13 protein-coding genes are annotated in these 15,546 nt (G+C 59.0%); 4 read left to right on the top strand and 9 right to left on the bottom strand.

Annotation, left to right across the window (positions count from 1 at the left end; genetic code table 11):
• Positions 1-65 precede the first annotated feature (65 nt).
• Complete coding sequence (gene ileS / locus DW037_RS03390) at positions 66-2,843, bottom strand: isoleucine--tRNA ligase (protein ID WP_370448157.1); 2,778 nt, start codon at positions 2,841-2,843, stop codon at positions 66-68.
• Between the two features lie 509 nt (positions 2,844-3,352).
• On the opposite strand from ileS, the gene DW037_RS03385 reads away from it, so the two are divergent.
• Together DW037_RS03385 and DW037_RS03380 are read left to right on the top strand one after the other, a co-directional pair.
• Positions 3,353-4,435: an iron-containing alcohol dehydrogenase family protein gene (locus DW037_RS03385; protein WP_117629302.1), complete on the top strand. Its 1,083-nt coding sequence runs from the start codon at positions 3,353-3,355 to the stop codon at positions 4,433-4,435.
• A 515-nt stretch (positions 4,436-4,950) separates the two neighbouring features.
• Positions 4,951-5,553 (top strand): Type 1 glutamine amidotransferase-like domain-containing protein, encoded by a 603-nt coding sequence (locus DW037_RS03380; RefSeq protein ID WP_117629301.1) that lies wholly within the window; start codon positions 4,951-4,953, stop codon positions 5,551-5,553.
• Positions 5,554-5,667: 114 nt separating this feature from the next.
• On the opposite strand, the gene DW037_RS03375 is transcribed toward DW037_RS03380, so the two are convergent.
• From DW037_RS03375 to ftsH, 3 genes are all read right to left on the bottom strand, one after another.
• Positions 5,668-5,895, bottom strand: coding sequence for an IS3 family transposase (locus DW037_RS03375; RefSeq protein ID WP_370448156.1), 228 nt, complete (start codon positions 5,893-5,895; stop codon positions 5,668-5,670).
• A gap of 177 nt (positions 5,896-6,072) precedes the next feature.
• Positions 6,073-6,564, bottom strand: coding sequence for a DUF523 domain-containing protein (locus DW037_RS03370; protein WP_117629300.1), 492 nt, complete (start codon positions 6,562-6,564; stop codon positions 6,073-6,075).
• 75 nt (positions 6,565-6,639) lie between these two features.
• Positions 6,640-8,532 carry an ATP-dependent zinc metalloprotease FtsH gene (ftsH, locus tag DW037_RS03365; RefSeq protein ID WP_199408864.1) on the bottom strand — a complete coding sequence of 631 codons (1,893 nt, stop codon included), beginning with the start codon at positions 8,530-8,532 and terminating at the stop codon, positions 6,640-6,642.
• 92 nt (positions 8,533-8,624) lie between these two features.
• Here ftsH and DW037_RS03360 point away from each other — a divergent pair, with 92 nt between their 5' ends.
• Positions 8,625-9,110, top strand: coding sequence for a cob(I)yrinic acid a,c-diamide adenosyltransferase (locus DW037_RS03360; RefSeq protein ID WP_117629298.1), 486 nt, complete (start codon positions 8,625-8,627; stop codon positions 9,108-9,110).
• A 32-nt stretch (positions 9,111-9,142) separates the two neighbouring features.
• Here the strand turns inward: DW037_RS03360 and DW037_RS03355 are convergent, their stop codons facing one another.
• The 4 genes from DW037_RS03355 to thyA all read right to left on the bottom strand — a co-directional run bounded on the left by DW037_RS03355 (position 9,143) and on the right by thyA (position 13,018).
• Positions 9,143-10,492, bottom strand: a complete 1,350-nt coding sequence (locus DW037_RS03355; protein WP_117629297.1) for an MATE family efflux transporter — start codon at positions 10,490-10,492, stop codon at positions 9,143-9,145.
• 125 nt (positions 10,493-10,617) lie between these two features.
• Positions 10,618-11,532 (bottom strand): RNA methyltransferase, encoded by a 915-nt coding sequence (locus DW037_RS03350; RefSeq protein ID WP_117629296.1) that lies wholly within the window; start codon positions 11,530-11,532, stop codon positions 10,618-10,620.
• Between the two features lie 109 nt (positions 11,533-11,641).
• Positions 11,642-12,160 (bottom strand): dihydrofolate reductase, encoded by a 519-nt coding sequence (locus tag DW037_RS03345; protein WP_117629295.1) that lies wholly within the window; start codon positions 12,158-12,160, stop codon positions 11,642-11,644.
• 9 nt (positions 12,161-12,169) lie between these two features.
• Entirely contained in the window at positions 12,170-13,018 is an 849-nt protein-coding gene (gene thyA / locus DW037_RS03340) for a thymidylate synthase (RefSeq protein WP_117629294.1), read from the bottom strand.
• A 166-nt stretch (positions 13,019-13,184) separates the two neighbouring features.
• Between thyA and DW037_RS03335 the strand changes: the two genes are divergently transcribed.
• On the top strand, positions 13,185-13,949 hold the full coding sequence (locus DW037_RS03335; protein WP_118288950.1) for a NifB/NifX family molybdenum-iron cluster-binding protein: 765 nt from the start codon (positions 13,185-13,187) through the stop codon (positions 13,947-13,949).
• A 120-nt stretch (positions 13,950-14,069) separates the two neighbouring features.
• Here the strand turns inward: DW037_RS03335 and ffh are convergent, their stop codons facing one another.
• Entirely contained in the window at positions 14,070-15,545 is a 1,476-nt protein-coding gene (gene ffh, locus DW037_RS03330; RefSeq protein WP_118372814.1) for a signal recognition particle protein, read from the bottom strand.
• Between the last annotated feature and the right edge of the window lies 1 nt (position 15,546).

Raw genomic sequence — 15,546 nt, 5'->3', positions numbered from 1 at the left:
GTCAGATTATCCAAATGCGGCCCGCGCAGCGTCGGCAGGTCCGCCGTTCGGTAGAACGGCGGAACCTAAAGGGCATTCGCACACCTCTCGCAGATGTGAGCGTGACCGTTGTACTCGCCAACGGTGGTGCGGTAATTCCAGCAACGGTCGCAGCACTCGCCCTCGGCAGCCTCGATGGCAACGGAGAGGTCCTCGCCCTGGGTCAGTTCAACAGCGGAGACGATGTAGAACTCGGCCAGGTCGACGGCCTTGTCGCCGGTCAGCAGCGCATACATCTCGGCGGGAACGACTGCCTTGACGCGGACCTGCTGGCTCTTAGTGAAGGTGCCGGCGGAGCGGGCATCCTCAAGGGCCTTGGTCACGGCGCTACGGAGCTCGAGCGAAGCCTCAAGCACGCCCTCAAACTCATTGGCCTCGTCGACCGTAATGGGCGACTTATACCAATCGAGCAGCGCGGCGTACTTCTGGTGATCGACGCAGCCGGTGGGTGCATAGGCCATGGCCTCGTCGACCGTGTAGGACAGGATCGGCTGCAGGTCGCGCATGAGCATCGAGAAGAGCTCGGCAAGCACGGTCTGGGCGCTCCGGCGCTCGAGCGAGCCGGGCTTCTCGCAGTACAGACGGTCCTTCAGGGCGTCGAGATACACGTTGGACAGCTCGGTAACCACAAAGTCGTAAAGCGCACGGTAGGCGCGCGGGAACTCGTAGCTAGCGTAGGCGTCGTCGACCTCGGCCTGGACCTGGGTCAGGCGGGCAACCATGAGCTTGTCGAGCGGCAGCAGGTCGGCAAAGGCGACGCCGTCGGTCTCGGGCTCAAACTGACCCTCGAGCTCGGAGAGCAGGAAGCGCAGCGTGTTGCGGAAACGACGGTAGGCATCGGACGTACGAGCAAGAATCTCGTGGTCGATGGACACGTCGGAGCTGGTATCGACGGAAGCAACCCACAGGCGGATGATGTCGGCGCCCATCTCGTCACAGACCTTGTTGGGGTCGATAACGTTGCCGAGCGACTTGGACATCTTGCGGCCCTGGCCGTCGAGGGTAAAGCCCTGCGAGACGACCGCCTTGTACGGAGCGTGGCCGTTGGCGCCCACCGAGGTGAGCAGTGAGCTCTGGAACCAACCGCGGTGCTGGTCAGAGCCCTCGAGGTAGACGTCCGCCGGGTACTCCAGCTCGGGACGGTACTCGCAGACGGCCTTCCAAGACACGCCGGAGTCCCACCACACGTCAAGGATGTCCTTATCGGCCTTGAGGTGATGGCCACCGCACTTGGGGCAGACGCAGGCCTCGCCCAGGTAGCTCTCGGGAGCGTCGGTGAACCAGGCGTCGGAGCCCTTCTCGTGGAAGAGCTTGATGACGGCGTCGAGCGTGGCGTCGTTCATGACCTTCTCGCCGCAGTCGGCGCAGGTGTAGCTGGGGATAGGCACACCCCAGTTGCGCTGACGGCTGATGCACCAGTCGGGACGCTGCTCGACCATGGCGCCAATGCGGTTGGCGGCGTGGGCCGGATACCACTTGACGTTCTCGCGGACCTCTTTGCCAGCCTGCTCGCGCAAGCCGGTCTTGTCCATCGAGACGAACCACTGGTCGGTAGCACGGAAGAGCACCGGGTGCTTGCAGCGCCAGCAGTGCGGATAGCTGTGCGTGATCTTCTTCTCGAGGACCAGGGTGCCACGCTCGCGCAGGAACTCGATGATGTGCGGGTTGGCCTCATCGGTGTCCATACCGCTGAAGGGGCCGCCGGTGCCAAACTCCTCGCCGGTGTAGAACTTGCCGTCGTCATCGACCGGCATGCAGATGTCGGTGATGCCCTCCTTGAGGCAGGCAAAGTAGTCGTCGACGCCGTGGCCGGGCGAGTTGTGGACGATACCGGTACCGTCATCGACGCCGACGTAATCGGCCAGCAGCGCCACGCCCTCAACGCCGTCAAAGATCGGCTGCTTGTAGTGGATGTGGTGGAAGGTCTCGGCGGGAACCACATAGGGCTTGCCGTCGACCATAACCGGGGTGTACTCCCAGCCAAACTCCTCGCAGCACTTGGGAGCCAGGTCCTCGAGCATGACCTCGGCACGGCCCTCGTGCTCAACGGCGACATAGGCGGCGCCGGGCTTAAGGGAAACGGCCTGGTCGGAGGGGATGGTCCACGGCGTGGTCGTCCAGATGATGAAGTCGACCGGGCCGTCGAAGTCCTCGAGGCCGGCGGGCTTGGAAGTCATCTCAAAGCGCACGAAGATGGACGGGCTCGTCTCGTCGGAGTACTCAATCTCGGCCTCGGCCAGCGCGGTGTGGCAGTGCTTGCACCAGTGAACCGGCTTGTGGCCGCGATAGATCATGCCCTTATCGAACATGGCCTTGAAGACCTCGATGTCGGCGGTGTCATGCTGGTGATAGAGCGTCAAATAGGGGTTGTCCCAGTCGCCGAGCACGCCCAGACGACGGAAGCCGGCCTTCTGCAGCTCGATGTTCTCGACAGCGAACTTGTTGCAGAGCTCACGGATCTTGGCCGTGGAGGTCTGGTTGAACTTCTCGGTGCCGAGCTTCTCCTCGACCTTGTGCTCAATCGGCTGACCGTGGCAGTCCCAACCGGGAACATAGGGAACCTCATAGCCCTGCATCATCCAGTAACGGTTGATCATGTCCTTGGAAATCTTGTTCATGGCATGGCCGATGTGGATCGGGCCGTTGGCGTACGGAGGACCGTCGTGCAGCACGAACTTCTTGTGACCCTCGTTCTTCTTCAGAACCTGCTCGTAGACCTTGTTGTCCTGCCAGTCCTTGAGTCGCTTGGGCTCGGACTTGGAAAGACCGGCACGCATGGGAAATCCGGTTTTAGGCAGATTCATCGTCTGCTTGTACTCGTTTGCCACGGTACCCCTTTCTTGTCATGGGCGCGCACGCCCTCTGGGCACCAAAAAAGCGCCCGTCCCTACAAGCTGGGACGAAGCGCCACAAACGGGCTGCACGCCCGCAAAAGCTCTTCGCTTAACCACCCAGCTTAGATGCCCTCGCCCGCGTATTCGCGCGCTCGCATCCGTTACTCGGCTGGTCTGTATCGACGACCATCTCGGCGATGTCTACTAAGACGAACCTGCGCGGCACGTCCGTTGGGACCGCAGCTCCGGGGTGATTTTCATCGGTCGCATGCACGGGTTCTCAGCGCTCCCCGCTCTCTGTGGCATGCGGACGGCCGACTACTCGTCCCCATCAACGCTTATGCGCTGTATGGTAACACGGTCAACGCCGGCGAAAAACCCTCAACATCGGTTTCATACTTTAGAAACTTCTCGCGATCGCAAGCGCTCACTTGGAGCAAAATACCTGAAAGCACTTTATCTAACGAAAGAAGGCTGCTATGCGCACGATTGGAATGAGCGACTACACCGTCGGCGAGGACTGCTTTGACGAGCTGCCCGGCGCACTGGACGAGTACGGAGCGACCAAGGTCGCGATTATCGGTGGTAAACGAGCACTGGCAGCGGCGCTTCCCGGTATCGAAGCGGCGCTGGAGGGCACCGACGTCGAGATTCTGGAGACGCGCGTCTACGGCACCAACAGCACGCGTGCCAATATCGCCAAGGTTGTGAACTCCCCTGCCTGCCAAGAAGCCGACGTTCTTATCGCATGCGGCGGCGGCAAGGCGCTCGACACCGTCAAGACAGCGGCCATCGAGCTCAAGAAGATCGTCTTTACGGTACCGACGATCTGCTCCAACTGCTCGGCCGCGACCGCCATTGCCGTTGTCTACAACGACGACGGCTCGCTCGAGGGCTATTCGTACCCAAACCGCCCCGCGCACATCTTCATCAACCCCAAGATCATCGCCGAGGCTCCGGCGGAGTACTTCTGGGCGGGCGTGGGCGATGCCCTGTCCAAGCAGCCCGAGGTCGAGTACGCCACGAGCGCCGGCAACCTGGAGCACACCGCCGGACTTGGCCTGGCACTCGCCCACACCTGCTCCGAGCCGCTGTTTACCTATGGCGTGCAGGGTCTAGAGGACGTGCGCCAGGACCTGTCGAGCGAGGCCGTCAAGCAGATCGCGCTCGACATCGTGGTCAACACGGGCTATGTCTCGAACCTGACCAACCAAAACGATTACTACTACAACTCGAGCGTGGCGCATGCGTTCTACAACGCCACGTGCAGCATCCCGCGCGAGGGCTCCTACCTGCACGGCGAGGTCGTGAGCCTGGGCGTGCTCGTGCTGTTTGCCTATACGGGCGATACCGAGAACCTTGAGCGCTACGCCGCCTTTAACAAGCAGATGGGGCTGCCCGTGACGCTTGAGCAGGTCGGCCTTTCCGAGGCCGATATCCCTGCCCTGTGCGAGTTCGCACACGCCACCAACGAGTGGAAGCAAGGCAATCCCGAGCCTTTCACCGACGAAAAGTTCGCCGCCGCCATCAAGGCCGCCAACGCCTACGGCCACACGCTCTAGCTCTAGGCCAAAACCGCCACAAAGGGGACAGGCACCTTTGTGGTGGTTTTATATTGCTCCAGTATTCAGTTCGTACTCGAACCCGATTCTTTACGAGAAAGGGTTCGGGTACGTTTTTTGTTTATCGGAAATTCTGCGGAAGGACTACTCGGAACGGTAAACAGGAACGAACAAAAGGCAGGATATCATCGTGGTGATGGTATCCTACCTTTTGTTTTTCGGGATCAAGGTCGGTTTGTGCGAACTTGATCGCCACCCATATGACGCATTGATGGCAATTGCTGCGTACGTGCGTACCGGGAGCCAGTACACCTCTGGCAAGGCGTAGCACACTAGACTTTGTTCCAAAGTCCGCGTGCTAAGGGGGCAGGCCCCTTAGAATTCCTGTGGAGTGCGTACGCACGTATGCAGGAAAACGGCAATATTTCGCTATATCAGGGCGTTCTTTCATTGGAGAGTATGGTATACACGGCTTAGTTCAACAAATTAGATTTTATATATAAAGGAGAATATTGATGAAACTGTTTTTATGTTCGCACTTTTCAAGTGTAGGAAGTCTGATAAAGGAAGAAATTGAAAATAAAAAAGTCGCATTTATTCCAACAGCTTCGCTGCGTGAAGGCTACACCGGTTATGTCGGCTCGGCTCGAAAATTATTCAAAAAGTTGGGAGCAATCGTAACTGAAATTGATATTTCAACGGAGGCTTATTCAACGATACAGTCTCTTTTTGAAGATGCGGATGTGATCTATTTTACCGGCGGAAATTCTTTTTTCCTTATAGACCAGCTCCGTAAAACGGGAACGGATGAGCTGTTGAAGAAAGAATTGGCAAAGGGAAAACTGATGATTGGTGAATCGGCAGGTGCGATTGTATGCGCTCAAAGCATCCAATATATCGAGCAAATGGATGAAAAGCCGGAGGACTACTCACAAGAAGATGATGCAGGGCTTGATTTAATTGATTTCTATGTTCTTCCGCATTATCTCACAGCACCATTTAAGAAAGTTACCGAGAAAATAATGACTGAGTTTTCGGATTTGAATCTATGCCCAATTAACAATCGTCAGGGAATTGTAATTGATGGTGAAGGTTCAAAGGTTATTTGCAAAGACTAATTTAAAATTCCAGTTTGCTGCACTCGTTCCTAGCAGGGTTTGGGGCAGGCACGCCCCAACAAGAAGCCGTCCCAAAGGGGCAAGAATGGGGACTGCGGACGATTTCTTGGACCGTTACGCGGCCCTTCCCAGCGCGGAGCGGAACTCGGCCAGGGTGCGGCCACCGAGCGCATCGCTGCGCCTCTCCGTATTGTATCGGCCGATCCAGCCCCCGAGTTCCTCGATGAAGCGGGCGGGGGTCCAGTCCGACCAGTCCCTGCCGTGCCAGAACTCCTTCTTGAGCAGGCCGAAGAAGCCCTCCATCGCCGCGTTGTCCGGGCTGCAGCCCTTGGCGGACTGGATTGGCTACGCTGATGTGGACAGTTCCGGGAGAGGCGCAAGAGACGGGAAGGCCGTGTGCGCGTTCCTGCGCGAGGGCCGTGGGGAGGGGCTGCATGGGTACGGCGCCTGTCAACTCGGTCTACGTCTTTGATGACCGGGTCGTACTCAATATCAACTTCACGGATGATGCCAAAACGGTCACCCGTGAGGAAGTGTTGGGTTCGAGTGCTGTGGACAATGTTCCAGTATGCTGGGATCGAACTCGCTAGCCGGAATCACACGGTACCCGTGACGCAGCAGCAGATCGACAAAAACACCATTGCCCACAGTGAGCGTGCCGCTAAAGGTACCATCGTAGACGCGACCCGCACCGCACGAGGGGCTACGGTCCTGTAAGACGCACGCAGCGATCTCGGACGGGCCGCCCGCCTGCTCGCACATATCGAGCGCGCGCTCTGCACCCAGGCGAAACTCGCGATCGACCGAGATGCCCTCGCAGGTACAAACCTCGCCATTCACAATCTCGGACGGCTTGCGCGGTGTGGGCAAGCCGCCAAAAACCTCGGGGCACACCAACAGGACCTCGGTCCCTGTGCGTTCGCAGGCCTCGACCAACGCGCGATGGTAATTGTCGAGCCCGTTATATTTGCAGCTCTCTCCCATCAAGCAGGCACTCACCACGATCTTCATACATATCCCTCCCAAACAAAACGCCCCATTTGAGATAGAAACTCAAATGGGGCGTTCGACGTTGTGCAACCAGCCTTACTGCTGCTTTGGCATCAGCGGATTCTCGCGCGTGAGGAGATTCATGAACTCCTCGCCCGTGATCGTCTCCTTCTTGTACAGATAACGAGCCAGCTCATGGAGCTTAAACTTGTTCTCCTTGAGGATCTGCAGGGCGCGGTCATGTGCGTCCTCGATCAGCTTGGCGACGATCGCGTCGACGCGCTCGGCCGTACCGGGGGCACAGGTGAGCGACGTGTCCTGGTTGAGGTAGGCATTCTGAACGGTACCGAGCGCCATCATGCCAAACTCTTCCGACATACCAAAGCGCGTCACCATGTTGCGGGCGAGCTTGGTGGCCTGCTCGATATCATTGGCCGCGCCAGTCGTCATCTCACCAAAGATGAGCTCCTCGGCAGCACGTCCGCCGCAGTAGACAGCGAGCTTGTCGAGCACCTCCTGGCGCGTGGTCAAGAAGCGCTCGTCCTCCTCGACCTGCATGGTGTAGCCCAGAGCACCGCTCGTACGCGGCACGATGGTGATCTTCGTAACCGGCGCAGAACCCTTCTGGCGGGCGGCAACGATGGCATGGCCGATCTCGTGATAGGACACGACCTGTTTCTCGTGATCGGACAGCACCGTGGACTTACGCTGCTGGCCGGCGATGACGACCTCCACCGACTCCTCGAAGTCGTCCTGGGTTGCACGCTTGCGACCCTCGCGAACGGCGCGCAGGGCGCCCTCGTTGATGATATTGGCCAGGTCGGCGCCCGAGGCTCCGGGCGTGGCGCGGGCAATCGCGGTCAGATCGATCGGCGGCTCGGTCTTCACACTCTTGGCGTGAAGCTCGAGGATGTTCTTGCGGCCGGTCAGGTCGGGCAGCTCAACGGGGATGCGGCGGTCAAAACGACCGGGGCGCAGCAGAGCGGGATCGAGGCTGTCAGGACGGTTGGTGGCAGCGAGGACGACGATACCCTTGTGGTTGTCGAAGCCATCCATCTCGGTCAGCAGCTGGTTGAGCGTTTGCTCACGCTCGTCGTTGCCGCTAAAGCCGCCACCGTCACGCTTTTTGCCGATGGTATCAATCTCATCGATAAATACGATACAGGGGGCCTTTTCCTTGGCCTGCTTAAACAGGTCACGAACCTTAGCAGCGCCGCGACCAACAAACATCTCAACGAACTCAGAGCCTGAAATGCTAAAGAACGGAACACCGGCCTCGCCGGCAACAGCCTTGGCAAGCAGGGTCTTACCGGTACCCGGAGGGCCAACAAGAAGAGCGCCGCGCGGCAGTTTGGCGCCGATTTCCTCGTAGCGCTGCGGTTTCTCCAAAAAGTCGACGACCTCCTTGAGAGACTCCTTGGCCTCTTCCTGACCGGCGACATCCTTAAAGGTCACGCCCACGTCCTTGGAAGCAATCACGCGCGCGCCGGACTTACCCAGTCCACCGCCGCCAAAACCGCCGCCGCCAAAGTTCATCGACGGACCGTCATCGCCCATGGCCTTCTTCATACGGCGGTTGAGCCACCAACCGATGAGGAAGAAAATCGCCATGGGAAGAACGAGCGTGAGCAAGTAGTAGGTCATCAAACCCGAGTTTTTATCGGGAACGACCGACTCCAGCGAAGCGCCAGACTCAAGCACGCGATCGGTAAAGCCCGCATCGTTCGGCACACCGGTCGTCTTATAGGCGATGTTCTCGTCCTCGCCCTTCTTGGTGTAATAAATCGAGTAATCGTCCGTGTTGTACTCGACCTTGTCGACACTCTTCTTATCGAGCGCTTTGACAAACGTCGAGTAATCGGTCTTCGTAATCTGCTGCGTGTGACCGATGTTAGGGAACAGAACGGTCGAGAGCACGAGGTAGACGACGAAGGCGATGAGCACGTAGAGGATCATATTCCGTCTACGTTTATTGTCATCCATCTCCATCTGCTTGAACTCCATCTACTGGGGTTGATAATGCTAACTAGAATACCCAACCCGGCCGGCGATAAACCGACGCCGGGCACGAAAGGATAGAGATGGCATCACTCGAAGTCGGCAAGGTTCAGATCTATACGGGCGACGGCAAGGGTAAAACCACGGCCGCGCTGGGACTGGCGATGCGCGCCACGGGATATGGGCTCGACGTACTCATGCTGCAGTTTGCCAAGAAGCTGCACTGCGCCGAACATGACGCAGCACCTCGATTGGAGCTACGCATCGTACAGGCCGACCGCGACACGCCCGAAGCCTGTGCCACACAGATCATGGAGCTGGCGCGGGAGCAGATTGGCCAGGTCGACGTGCTGATCTTGGATGAGCTGGGAGAAGCCATGCGACGGGGCTTTGTGACGCGTGAAGATGCCGAAGCGTTGATCGCGATGAAACCGACCACCACGGAGCTCGTGCTCACCGGCCGCGGATTGCTGCCCCTCGCCGACCTTGCCGACCTAGTAACCGAAATGCGCCCCGTCAAACACTACTTCGACGAAGGCCTCCTAGCCCGCCAAGGCATCGAATACTAAATGATCCGAAGGGGACGGAGGAAAACGGATCATTAGGCGGTGGCGCGGCCGAGCCAGTTGCCGCTGTGGTGGTAGATGGTAAACATCGTGGCCGTGATGAGCCAGGTTACGGGGTAAACCAGCAGCAGGTGCTCAAGCGACGGATCGAACGGCATAATCGCAAACACCCAGATCACCCTGAGCACGACGGTGCCAAAAATCGTGAGCAGCATGGGCTGCAAGCTCACGCCGGCGCCGCGAATGGAGCCCGACGCATTTTCGATAATCGAGAAGATCGCGTAGAACGGCGCGATGAAATGAAGAATCGTCGTGGTGTACGCCGAAATCGAAGCATCGTCGACAAACAGACGCGACAACGGGCCCGAGAACACCATCAGCACGGCAGAGAGGCCACCGATCAGCGCAAACGAAAGCACGAGCGACGTGTGGTAGCCCTTGCGCATGCGCTCGTAATTACGCGCGCCAAAGTTCTGCGCCGAGAACGTAGTGATCGATACGCCGAGCGCCTCGGTCACCATCCAGATAATGCCATCCAGGCGCCCAGATAGACCCCATGCCGTGGTGACATCGGCACCAAACGAGTTGACCGACATCTGGATCAGCACGTTCGAGATCGAATAGGCAGCCGATTGAAAACCGAGTGGCAGACCGCACGAGATCATACTCTTACAAATACCGCGATCGATGCCGAGCTTAGACAGCGAAAGACGCCATGCACCCGGAGCGCGCATCATGCGCAACACGATCATCGTTGCATTGGAGCAAATGGTCAGCGCTACCGCGATGCCGCAGCCCAGCGCCTCCATATGCAACACAGCAACAAAGATGATATCCAGCACCACGTTAACAAGGCAGCCAGAGGCAATGATCACAGCGGGACCGCGCGTATCCCCCACGGCACGCAGCAGTGCGGTTCCCATATTAAGCAGCAGTGCCGCAACCATCGCGGCAAAATAACAGCGAGCATAGGCAACGCCCTCGGCAAGTAGCTCGTGCGGCGTATTCATCAACACCAGCATGGGCTCGACAAAAACCATGCCAAGAATGGAAACGACGATGCCGCCCACCAAAGCAAGCGTCATGGCTGTATGGACCGAACGGCTCAGACGCTCGCTATCGTGCTGGCCAAAAAACTGACCCGTGATAACGGCACAACCGGCGCCAACGCCAACGCAAAAACCAATGCAGAGCTCGGTGAGCACCATCGTGGCTTGAATGCCGCCAAGCGCAAGCTTGCCGCCAAACTGACCGACGATATAGGTGCCGATAAGCGTGTAAGCCTGCTGAAAAAACGAACTAAAAAAGATGGGAACGCACAGCGACAGCAATTGCTGCCAAATGACACCTTGCGTTACATCGATAGACGTAGATTTCTTAGCCACACGCCCTCCCCAAAAGCGCACGTCAACCGACAAAACAGCAATTTAAAACCAAAGCCAAAACTAGCTTAGCACCGACTGGCGGCGACCGAAACACCCCGAATCAGAGCGCGGTGCGGAATATCTGCCTAGTGATACAAACCCGGCTGGTAGTGGTACTCGTTGCTCACGTGCGGGCACAGCTGCCAAAAGGCGACGGCGCTCGCCGCGGCCACGTTGAGCGAATCGACCCCGTGCGCCATCGGAATGCGCACGGCTCGGTCGCAGCCGGCAATGGTCTTGGCGCCCAAGCCGGCACCCTCGGTACCCATAAAAATCGCCAAGCGATCAATCTTCTGCAGCACAGGATCGTCCAGCGAAACGGAATCATCCGTCAACGCCATAGCGGCACACGAAAAACCGGCATCATGAAGCGCGGCCAGGCCATCATGTGGCCACACGCGAGCCTCACTGCCAATACGCGTCCACGGCACTTGAAACACGGTGCCCATGCTCACGCGGGCCGAGCGACGATACAGCGGGTCGCAGCACGTAGGGCTCACCAGAATGCCGTCGACATTGAGCGCGGCAGCCGAGCGGAAAATCGCGCCCACGTTCGTGTGGTCGACAATGCCCTCGAGCACGCACACGCGCACAGGGCGCTCCCCCGCCGCCTCGACAACGCCACCCAAGAACTCATCGACCGGAATCTGACGCGGGCGACGAAACGCCGCGAGCGCACCGCGCGTCACGTTAAAGCCCGTCAACTGCTCCATGAGCTCCATCGAGGCCACGAACACCGGGACCGGACCCGCTCCCTCGCGCACAACCAAGCGCTCAAACAGCGGCATCATCTGGTCGAGCCAGCGTTCACCCAAAAGAAAGCTCACCGGCTCGTATCCGGCACGCACCGCACGCTCGATGACCTTGGCGCTCTCGGCGATAAAGATGCCCTTCTGCGGCTCCAGTACGCAGCGCAGCTCACGCTCGGTCAGTCGCACATAGGCATCGAGCCGCTCGTCCTCGAGCGAATCGATTCGCAGCACCTCAACGGCATCAGTCATAGTAGCCAGCCCGCACCCTTCTTACAGCAGCATCTATATCAAACGAGGCGACGCCAAGCGCCGCCCCTCAATCATTCCAACCCGATAATACCGTGGGCAAATAGGAGATTTACGCCTCAACGCGACGATACGTCACGAACTCATAATCGAGGCCTTCGTCACCCTCGCCCGCGGCAATCGTGGCAACCCCTTCGCGCCGCGCAACTTCCCACGCGGAATCGGCGTCCAAGTCGGGAAAGTACGTGTCCACGGGATGGACGCAGTGGTTATGCGTGACCTCGGCCTCCACGCAGTACGGCAAAAACTGCCGATAGACATCGCCGCCGCCGATCACCCAGGCAACGGGCTCATCGGCAACCGCGGCGAGCGCCTCGCCGATACTATGCACCGCGTCGACACCTTCGGGCGAAAAATCCTCGTCGCGCGTGAGCACGATATTGCGACGATTCTTGAGCGGCCGTGCGCCGGGAAAACTCAGCAGGGTCTTGCGCCCCATAATAACCGGGCAACCTTTGGTGCACGCCACAAAATGACGCATGTCGGCACGGTTGGACACCACCATGTCGCCCTCGCACCCAATACCCCAGTCATCGCACACGGCGACAATGGCAGAAAGCTTACACGTCATGCACGTCACCTACACCGCAATGGGGATGTTCTTGACCTGCGGGCCGTGCTCATAGCCCTCGACAATCAGGTCGTCGGTCGTAAACGCATAGAAGTCATGCACATCGGGGTTAAGCGTTACCTTAGGCGCGGCAAACTGCGGACGCTCGATAAGCTCGCGGACGATATCGACATGACGGTCGTAAATGTGGGCATCGGCAATCACATGCAGCAACTCGCCGGGAATCATATCGACCGACTGCGCGACCATCATCAGCAAGATGGCGTACTGGCACACATTCCAGTTGTTCGCAGCCAAAATGTCCTGGCTGCGCTGGTTGAGAATCATGTTGAGCGTCGGTTTATCATCCTGCGGGCGCTGCGTCACGTTATACGTCACGCTGTAGGCGCACGGATACAGGTGCATCTCGGACAGGTCGCTAAACACGTAGGTATTCGTCATAATGCGGCGGCTGTACGGCGTGTTCTTAAGGTCGTACAGCACGCGATCCATCTGATCGAAGTCACCCTCGGCATAATGGCTCTTCTGCCCAATCTGATACCCGTAGGCCTTGCCGATGGAGCCAGTCTCGTCGGCCCACTCATCCCAAATATGGCTGTTGAGGTCATGCACGTTATTGGACTTCTTTTGATAGATCCATAGGATCTCATCCATGGCAGATTTGAGGGCCGTACGACGCAGAGTAAGCGCCGGAAACTCCTCACGCAGGTCATAGCGTGCCGTGACACCAAAGTTTTTAATGGTATAGGCAGGGGTGCCATCCTCCCACACCGGGCGGACCTTTTGGCCCTCGGTCGTGGTGCCATGGTCCAAGATATCGCGGCACATGGTTACAAACTGTTGATCAGCTTTGCTCATTGACCCTCCTGTCAGTCGCCTACAAGCGAGATTCATTGTAGCCCAGGCGCACGCGGCCCCACAGCCCAAACATAAGCCCTCGTTTTCTGACATATGCCAGAAATCCCTTGCGTAAATCTGCACGTTCGTTATTCTATTGTTGACATATGTCAGATAAGGAGTGCGTATGGCCGGAAGACGCGAGAAACTGCGTCGCGTTGGGATCATCCCCGAATATCGCGGTTTTACCCCCGATGGCCTGGCGAGCGGAGACGCCATCGACATGACGATTGACGAACTCGAGGTACTGCGCCTGTGCGACCTGGAAGGCCTTAACCAAGAGGCAGTCGCACAGCAGATGGGCATTGCCCGCGCCACGGTGGCGGCAATCTGCAGCCGCGCGCATCGCAAGGTGGCAAACGCGCTGGTCAACGGACGGGCGATCGTCATCGAAGGCGGTAACATCGCATACTCCCCCATCACCACGACAACGGCCGCATGGCCAGCAAAGGAGGTCGGCACCATGAGGGTGGCAACCACGTATGACAACGGCAAGATCTTTATGCACTTTGGCCGCAGCGAGCAGTTCAAGATCTACGACATTCAGGACGGCAAAGTACTCAACGAGCAGGTCGTGGGCACCGGCGGCACCGGCCACGGCGCACTTGCGGGCCTGCTCGCCAACGGCGGCGTGGACACGCTCATCTGCGGCGGCATCGGCGGAGGCGCTATCAACGCGCTTGCTCAAGCCGGCATCACGGTATACGCAGGTGCCCAGGGCAGCTGCGACGCTTGCGTCGAGGCCCTTATCGCCGGCACGCTCGCACAGAACGGCGAGGCCACGTGCAGCTGCCACAGCCACGACCACGAGCACACCCATGAGCATGGCGGGTCCTGCGGCTGCCACGGCCACCACGACCACGAAGGCCACGAGGGCTGCGGCTGCCACTAACGGCACGGCACCGCGAGCTCGGGGCGCGAAGCCGAACGCAACCCAACAATCAAAGCCAACAACAAAGGCTACCCGGTAGCATCCGAGTGGCCTTTGCCATATCAAGCTGGAATTACAGCTCTATTTCTTATTACGCATCTGCGCTTCCATCTGGCGCAGCAGATCCATATCGGACTTGGGGCCGCCCGTTCCTAGGCCGCCCATGCCGCCCAGGCCCATGGCATCCAGGCCGGGAATATTGGGCATGCGCATCTTTTTGCCCTTCTTGCCCTTTTTGCCCTTCTTGCCGCCGGCCTGTGCCTGATTGGCCATCGTGCGCATGCGGCCCATCATCTTGTTCATCTCGCCCCACTGCTTCATAAGGCTGTTGACCTCGGTTGGGGTTACGCCAGCTCCCTTGGCAATGCGGGCACGGCGCTGACCGTTGATGATGGAGGGACGCAGGCGTTCCTCCTTGGTCATCGACATGATGATGGCCTCGTTCTTATCGAAGATGCCCTCGTCCAGGTTGCCGCCCATCTGGTTGAGCGCGCGCTGGCCACCGGGAAGCATGCCCAGAATGCCCTTCATGCCGCCCATCTTCTTAACGGCCTTCATCTGGTCGAGCATATCGTTCATGGTGAAGCCCTCGCGCAGCATGCGCTCGGCAGCCTCGAGCTGCTCGGCATCGGCTGCCTCCTGGGCCTTCTCGATGATGCCGACGACGTCGCCCATGCCCAAAATACGCTTGGCCATACGATCGGGATAGAACGGCTCCAGCGAATCGGGCTTCTCGCCCATGCTCACAAACTTGATGGGCTTGCCGGTCACCTGGCGCACGGAAAGCGCGCCGCCGCCACGGGCATCGCCGTCGAGCTTGGAGATGATCACACCGTCAAAGTCGGTGCGCTCGGCAAAGGTCGAGACCACGTTGACGATATCCTGGCCGGTCATGGCATCGACGACCATCAGCACCTGATCGGGCTTGACGGCTTTCTTGATGTCCACGGCCTCCTTCATCATCTGCTCATCGATCTGCAGGCGACCGGCGGTATCGACGATGACCACGTCGCGCAGGTGGTCGACGGCCTCCTGGATGGCGCCCGTGGCAATGTCGACCGGATGCGCACCGTCACCGCGGAAGACCGGCACGCCAATCTCGCCGCCAAGCGTTGCCAACTGGTCGGCAGCGGCAGGGCGGTAGACGTCGCACGCGGCGAGCAGCGGCGAGCGGCCCTGCTTCTTGAGCAGGTAGGCCAGCTTAACAGCCGACGTGGTCTTACCGGAGCCTTGCAGGCCCACAAGCATAATGACGTTGGGAATACGGTTGCTAAAGACGAGCTTGCTCTCGGTGGAGCCGAGCATCTCGGTGAGCTCGTCGAGCACGATCTTGACGACGTTTTGCGCCGGCGACAGCGACTCCATGACCTCTGCGGTCATGCAGCGCTCCTTGGTCTTGGCGACGAACTCCTTGACGACCTTAAAGTTGACGTCGGCCTCGAGCAGCGCCATACGGATGTCGCGCATGGCCGAGGTGATATCGGCCTCGGTCAGCTTGCCCTTGCCGCGCAGGCGGTCAAATGTGTCGTTGAGGCGATCGCTCAGGGAATCAAACACT

It is taken from the genome of Collinsella sp. AF39-11AT (genome assembly GCF_003474585.1).
Classification (GTDB): Bacteria; Actinomycetota; Coriobacteriia; order Coriobacteriales; family Coriobacteriaceae; genus Collinsella.
The sequence above is the reverse complement of the archived record's forward strand: the minus strand, read 5'-3'. Positions and strand labels throughout refer to the sequence as shown.

What these genes read in the sequence shown, in the direction of transcription:
- DW037_RS03370 (WP_117629300.1), bottom strand. Translation starts at nt 6,564, where the DNA reads ATGAAGATCGTGGTGAGTGCCTGCTTGATGGGAGAGAGCTGCAAATAT.
- DW037_RS03360 (WP_117629298.1), top strand. Translation starts at nt 8,625, where the DNA reads ATGGCATCACTCGAAGTCGGCAAGGTTCAGATCTATACGGGCGACGGC.
- thyA (WP_117629294.1), bottom strand. Translation starts at nt 13,018, where the DNA reads ATGAGCAAAGCTGATCAACAGTTTGTAACCATGTGCCGCGATATCTTG.
- DW037_RS03350 (WP_117629296.1), bottom strand. Translation starts at nt 11,532, where the DNA reads ATGACTGATGCCGTTGAGGTGCTGCGAATCGATTCGCTCGAGGACGAG.
- DW037_RS03345 (WP_117629295.1), bottom strand. Translation starts at nt 12,160, where the DNA reads ATGACGTGTAAGCTTTCTGCCATTGTCGCCGTGTGCGATGACTGGGGT.
- ileS (WP_370448157.1), bottom strand. Translation starts at nt 2,843, where the DNA reads ATGAATCTGCCTAAAACCGGATTTCCCATGCGTGCCGGTCTTTCCAAG.
- DW037_RS03335 (WP_118288950.1), top strand. Translation starts at nt 13,185, where the DNA reads ATGGCCGGAAGACGCGAGAAACTGCGTCGCGTTGGGATCATCCCCGAA.
- ftsH (WP_199408864.1), bottom strand. Translation starts at nt 8,532, where the DNA reads ATGGAGATGGATGACAATAAACGTAGACGGAATATGATCCTCTACGTG.
- DW037_RS03380 (WP_117629301.1), top strand. Translation starts at nt 4,951, where the DNA reads ATGAAACTGTTTTTATGTTCGCACTTTTCAAGTGTAGGAAGTCTGATA.
- DW037_RS03385 (WP_117629302.1), top strand. Translation starts at nt 3,353, where the DNA reads ATGCGCACGATTGGAATGAGCGACTACACCGTCGGCGAGGACTGCTTT.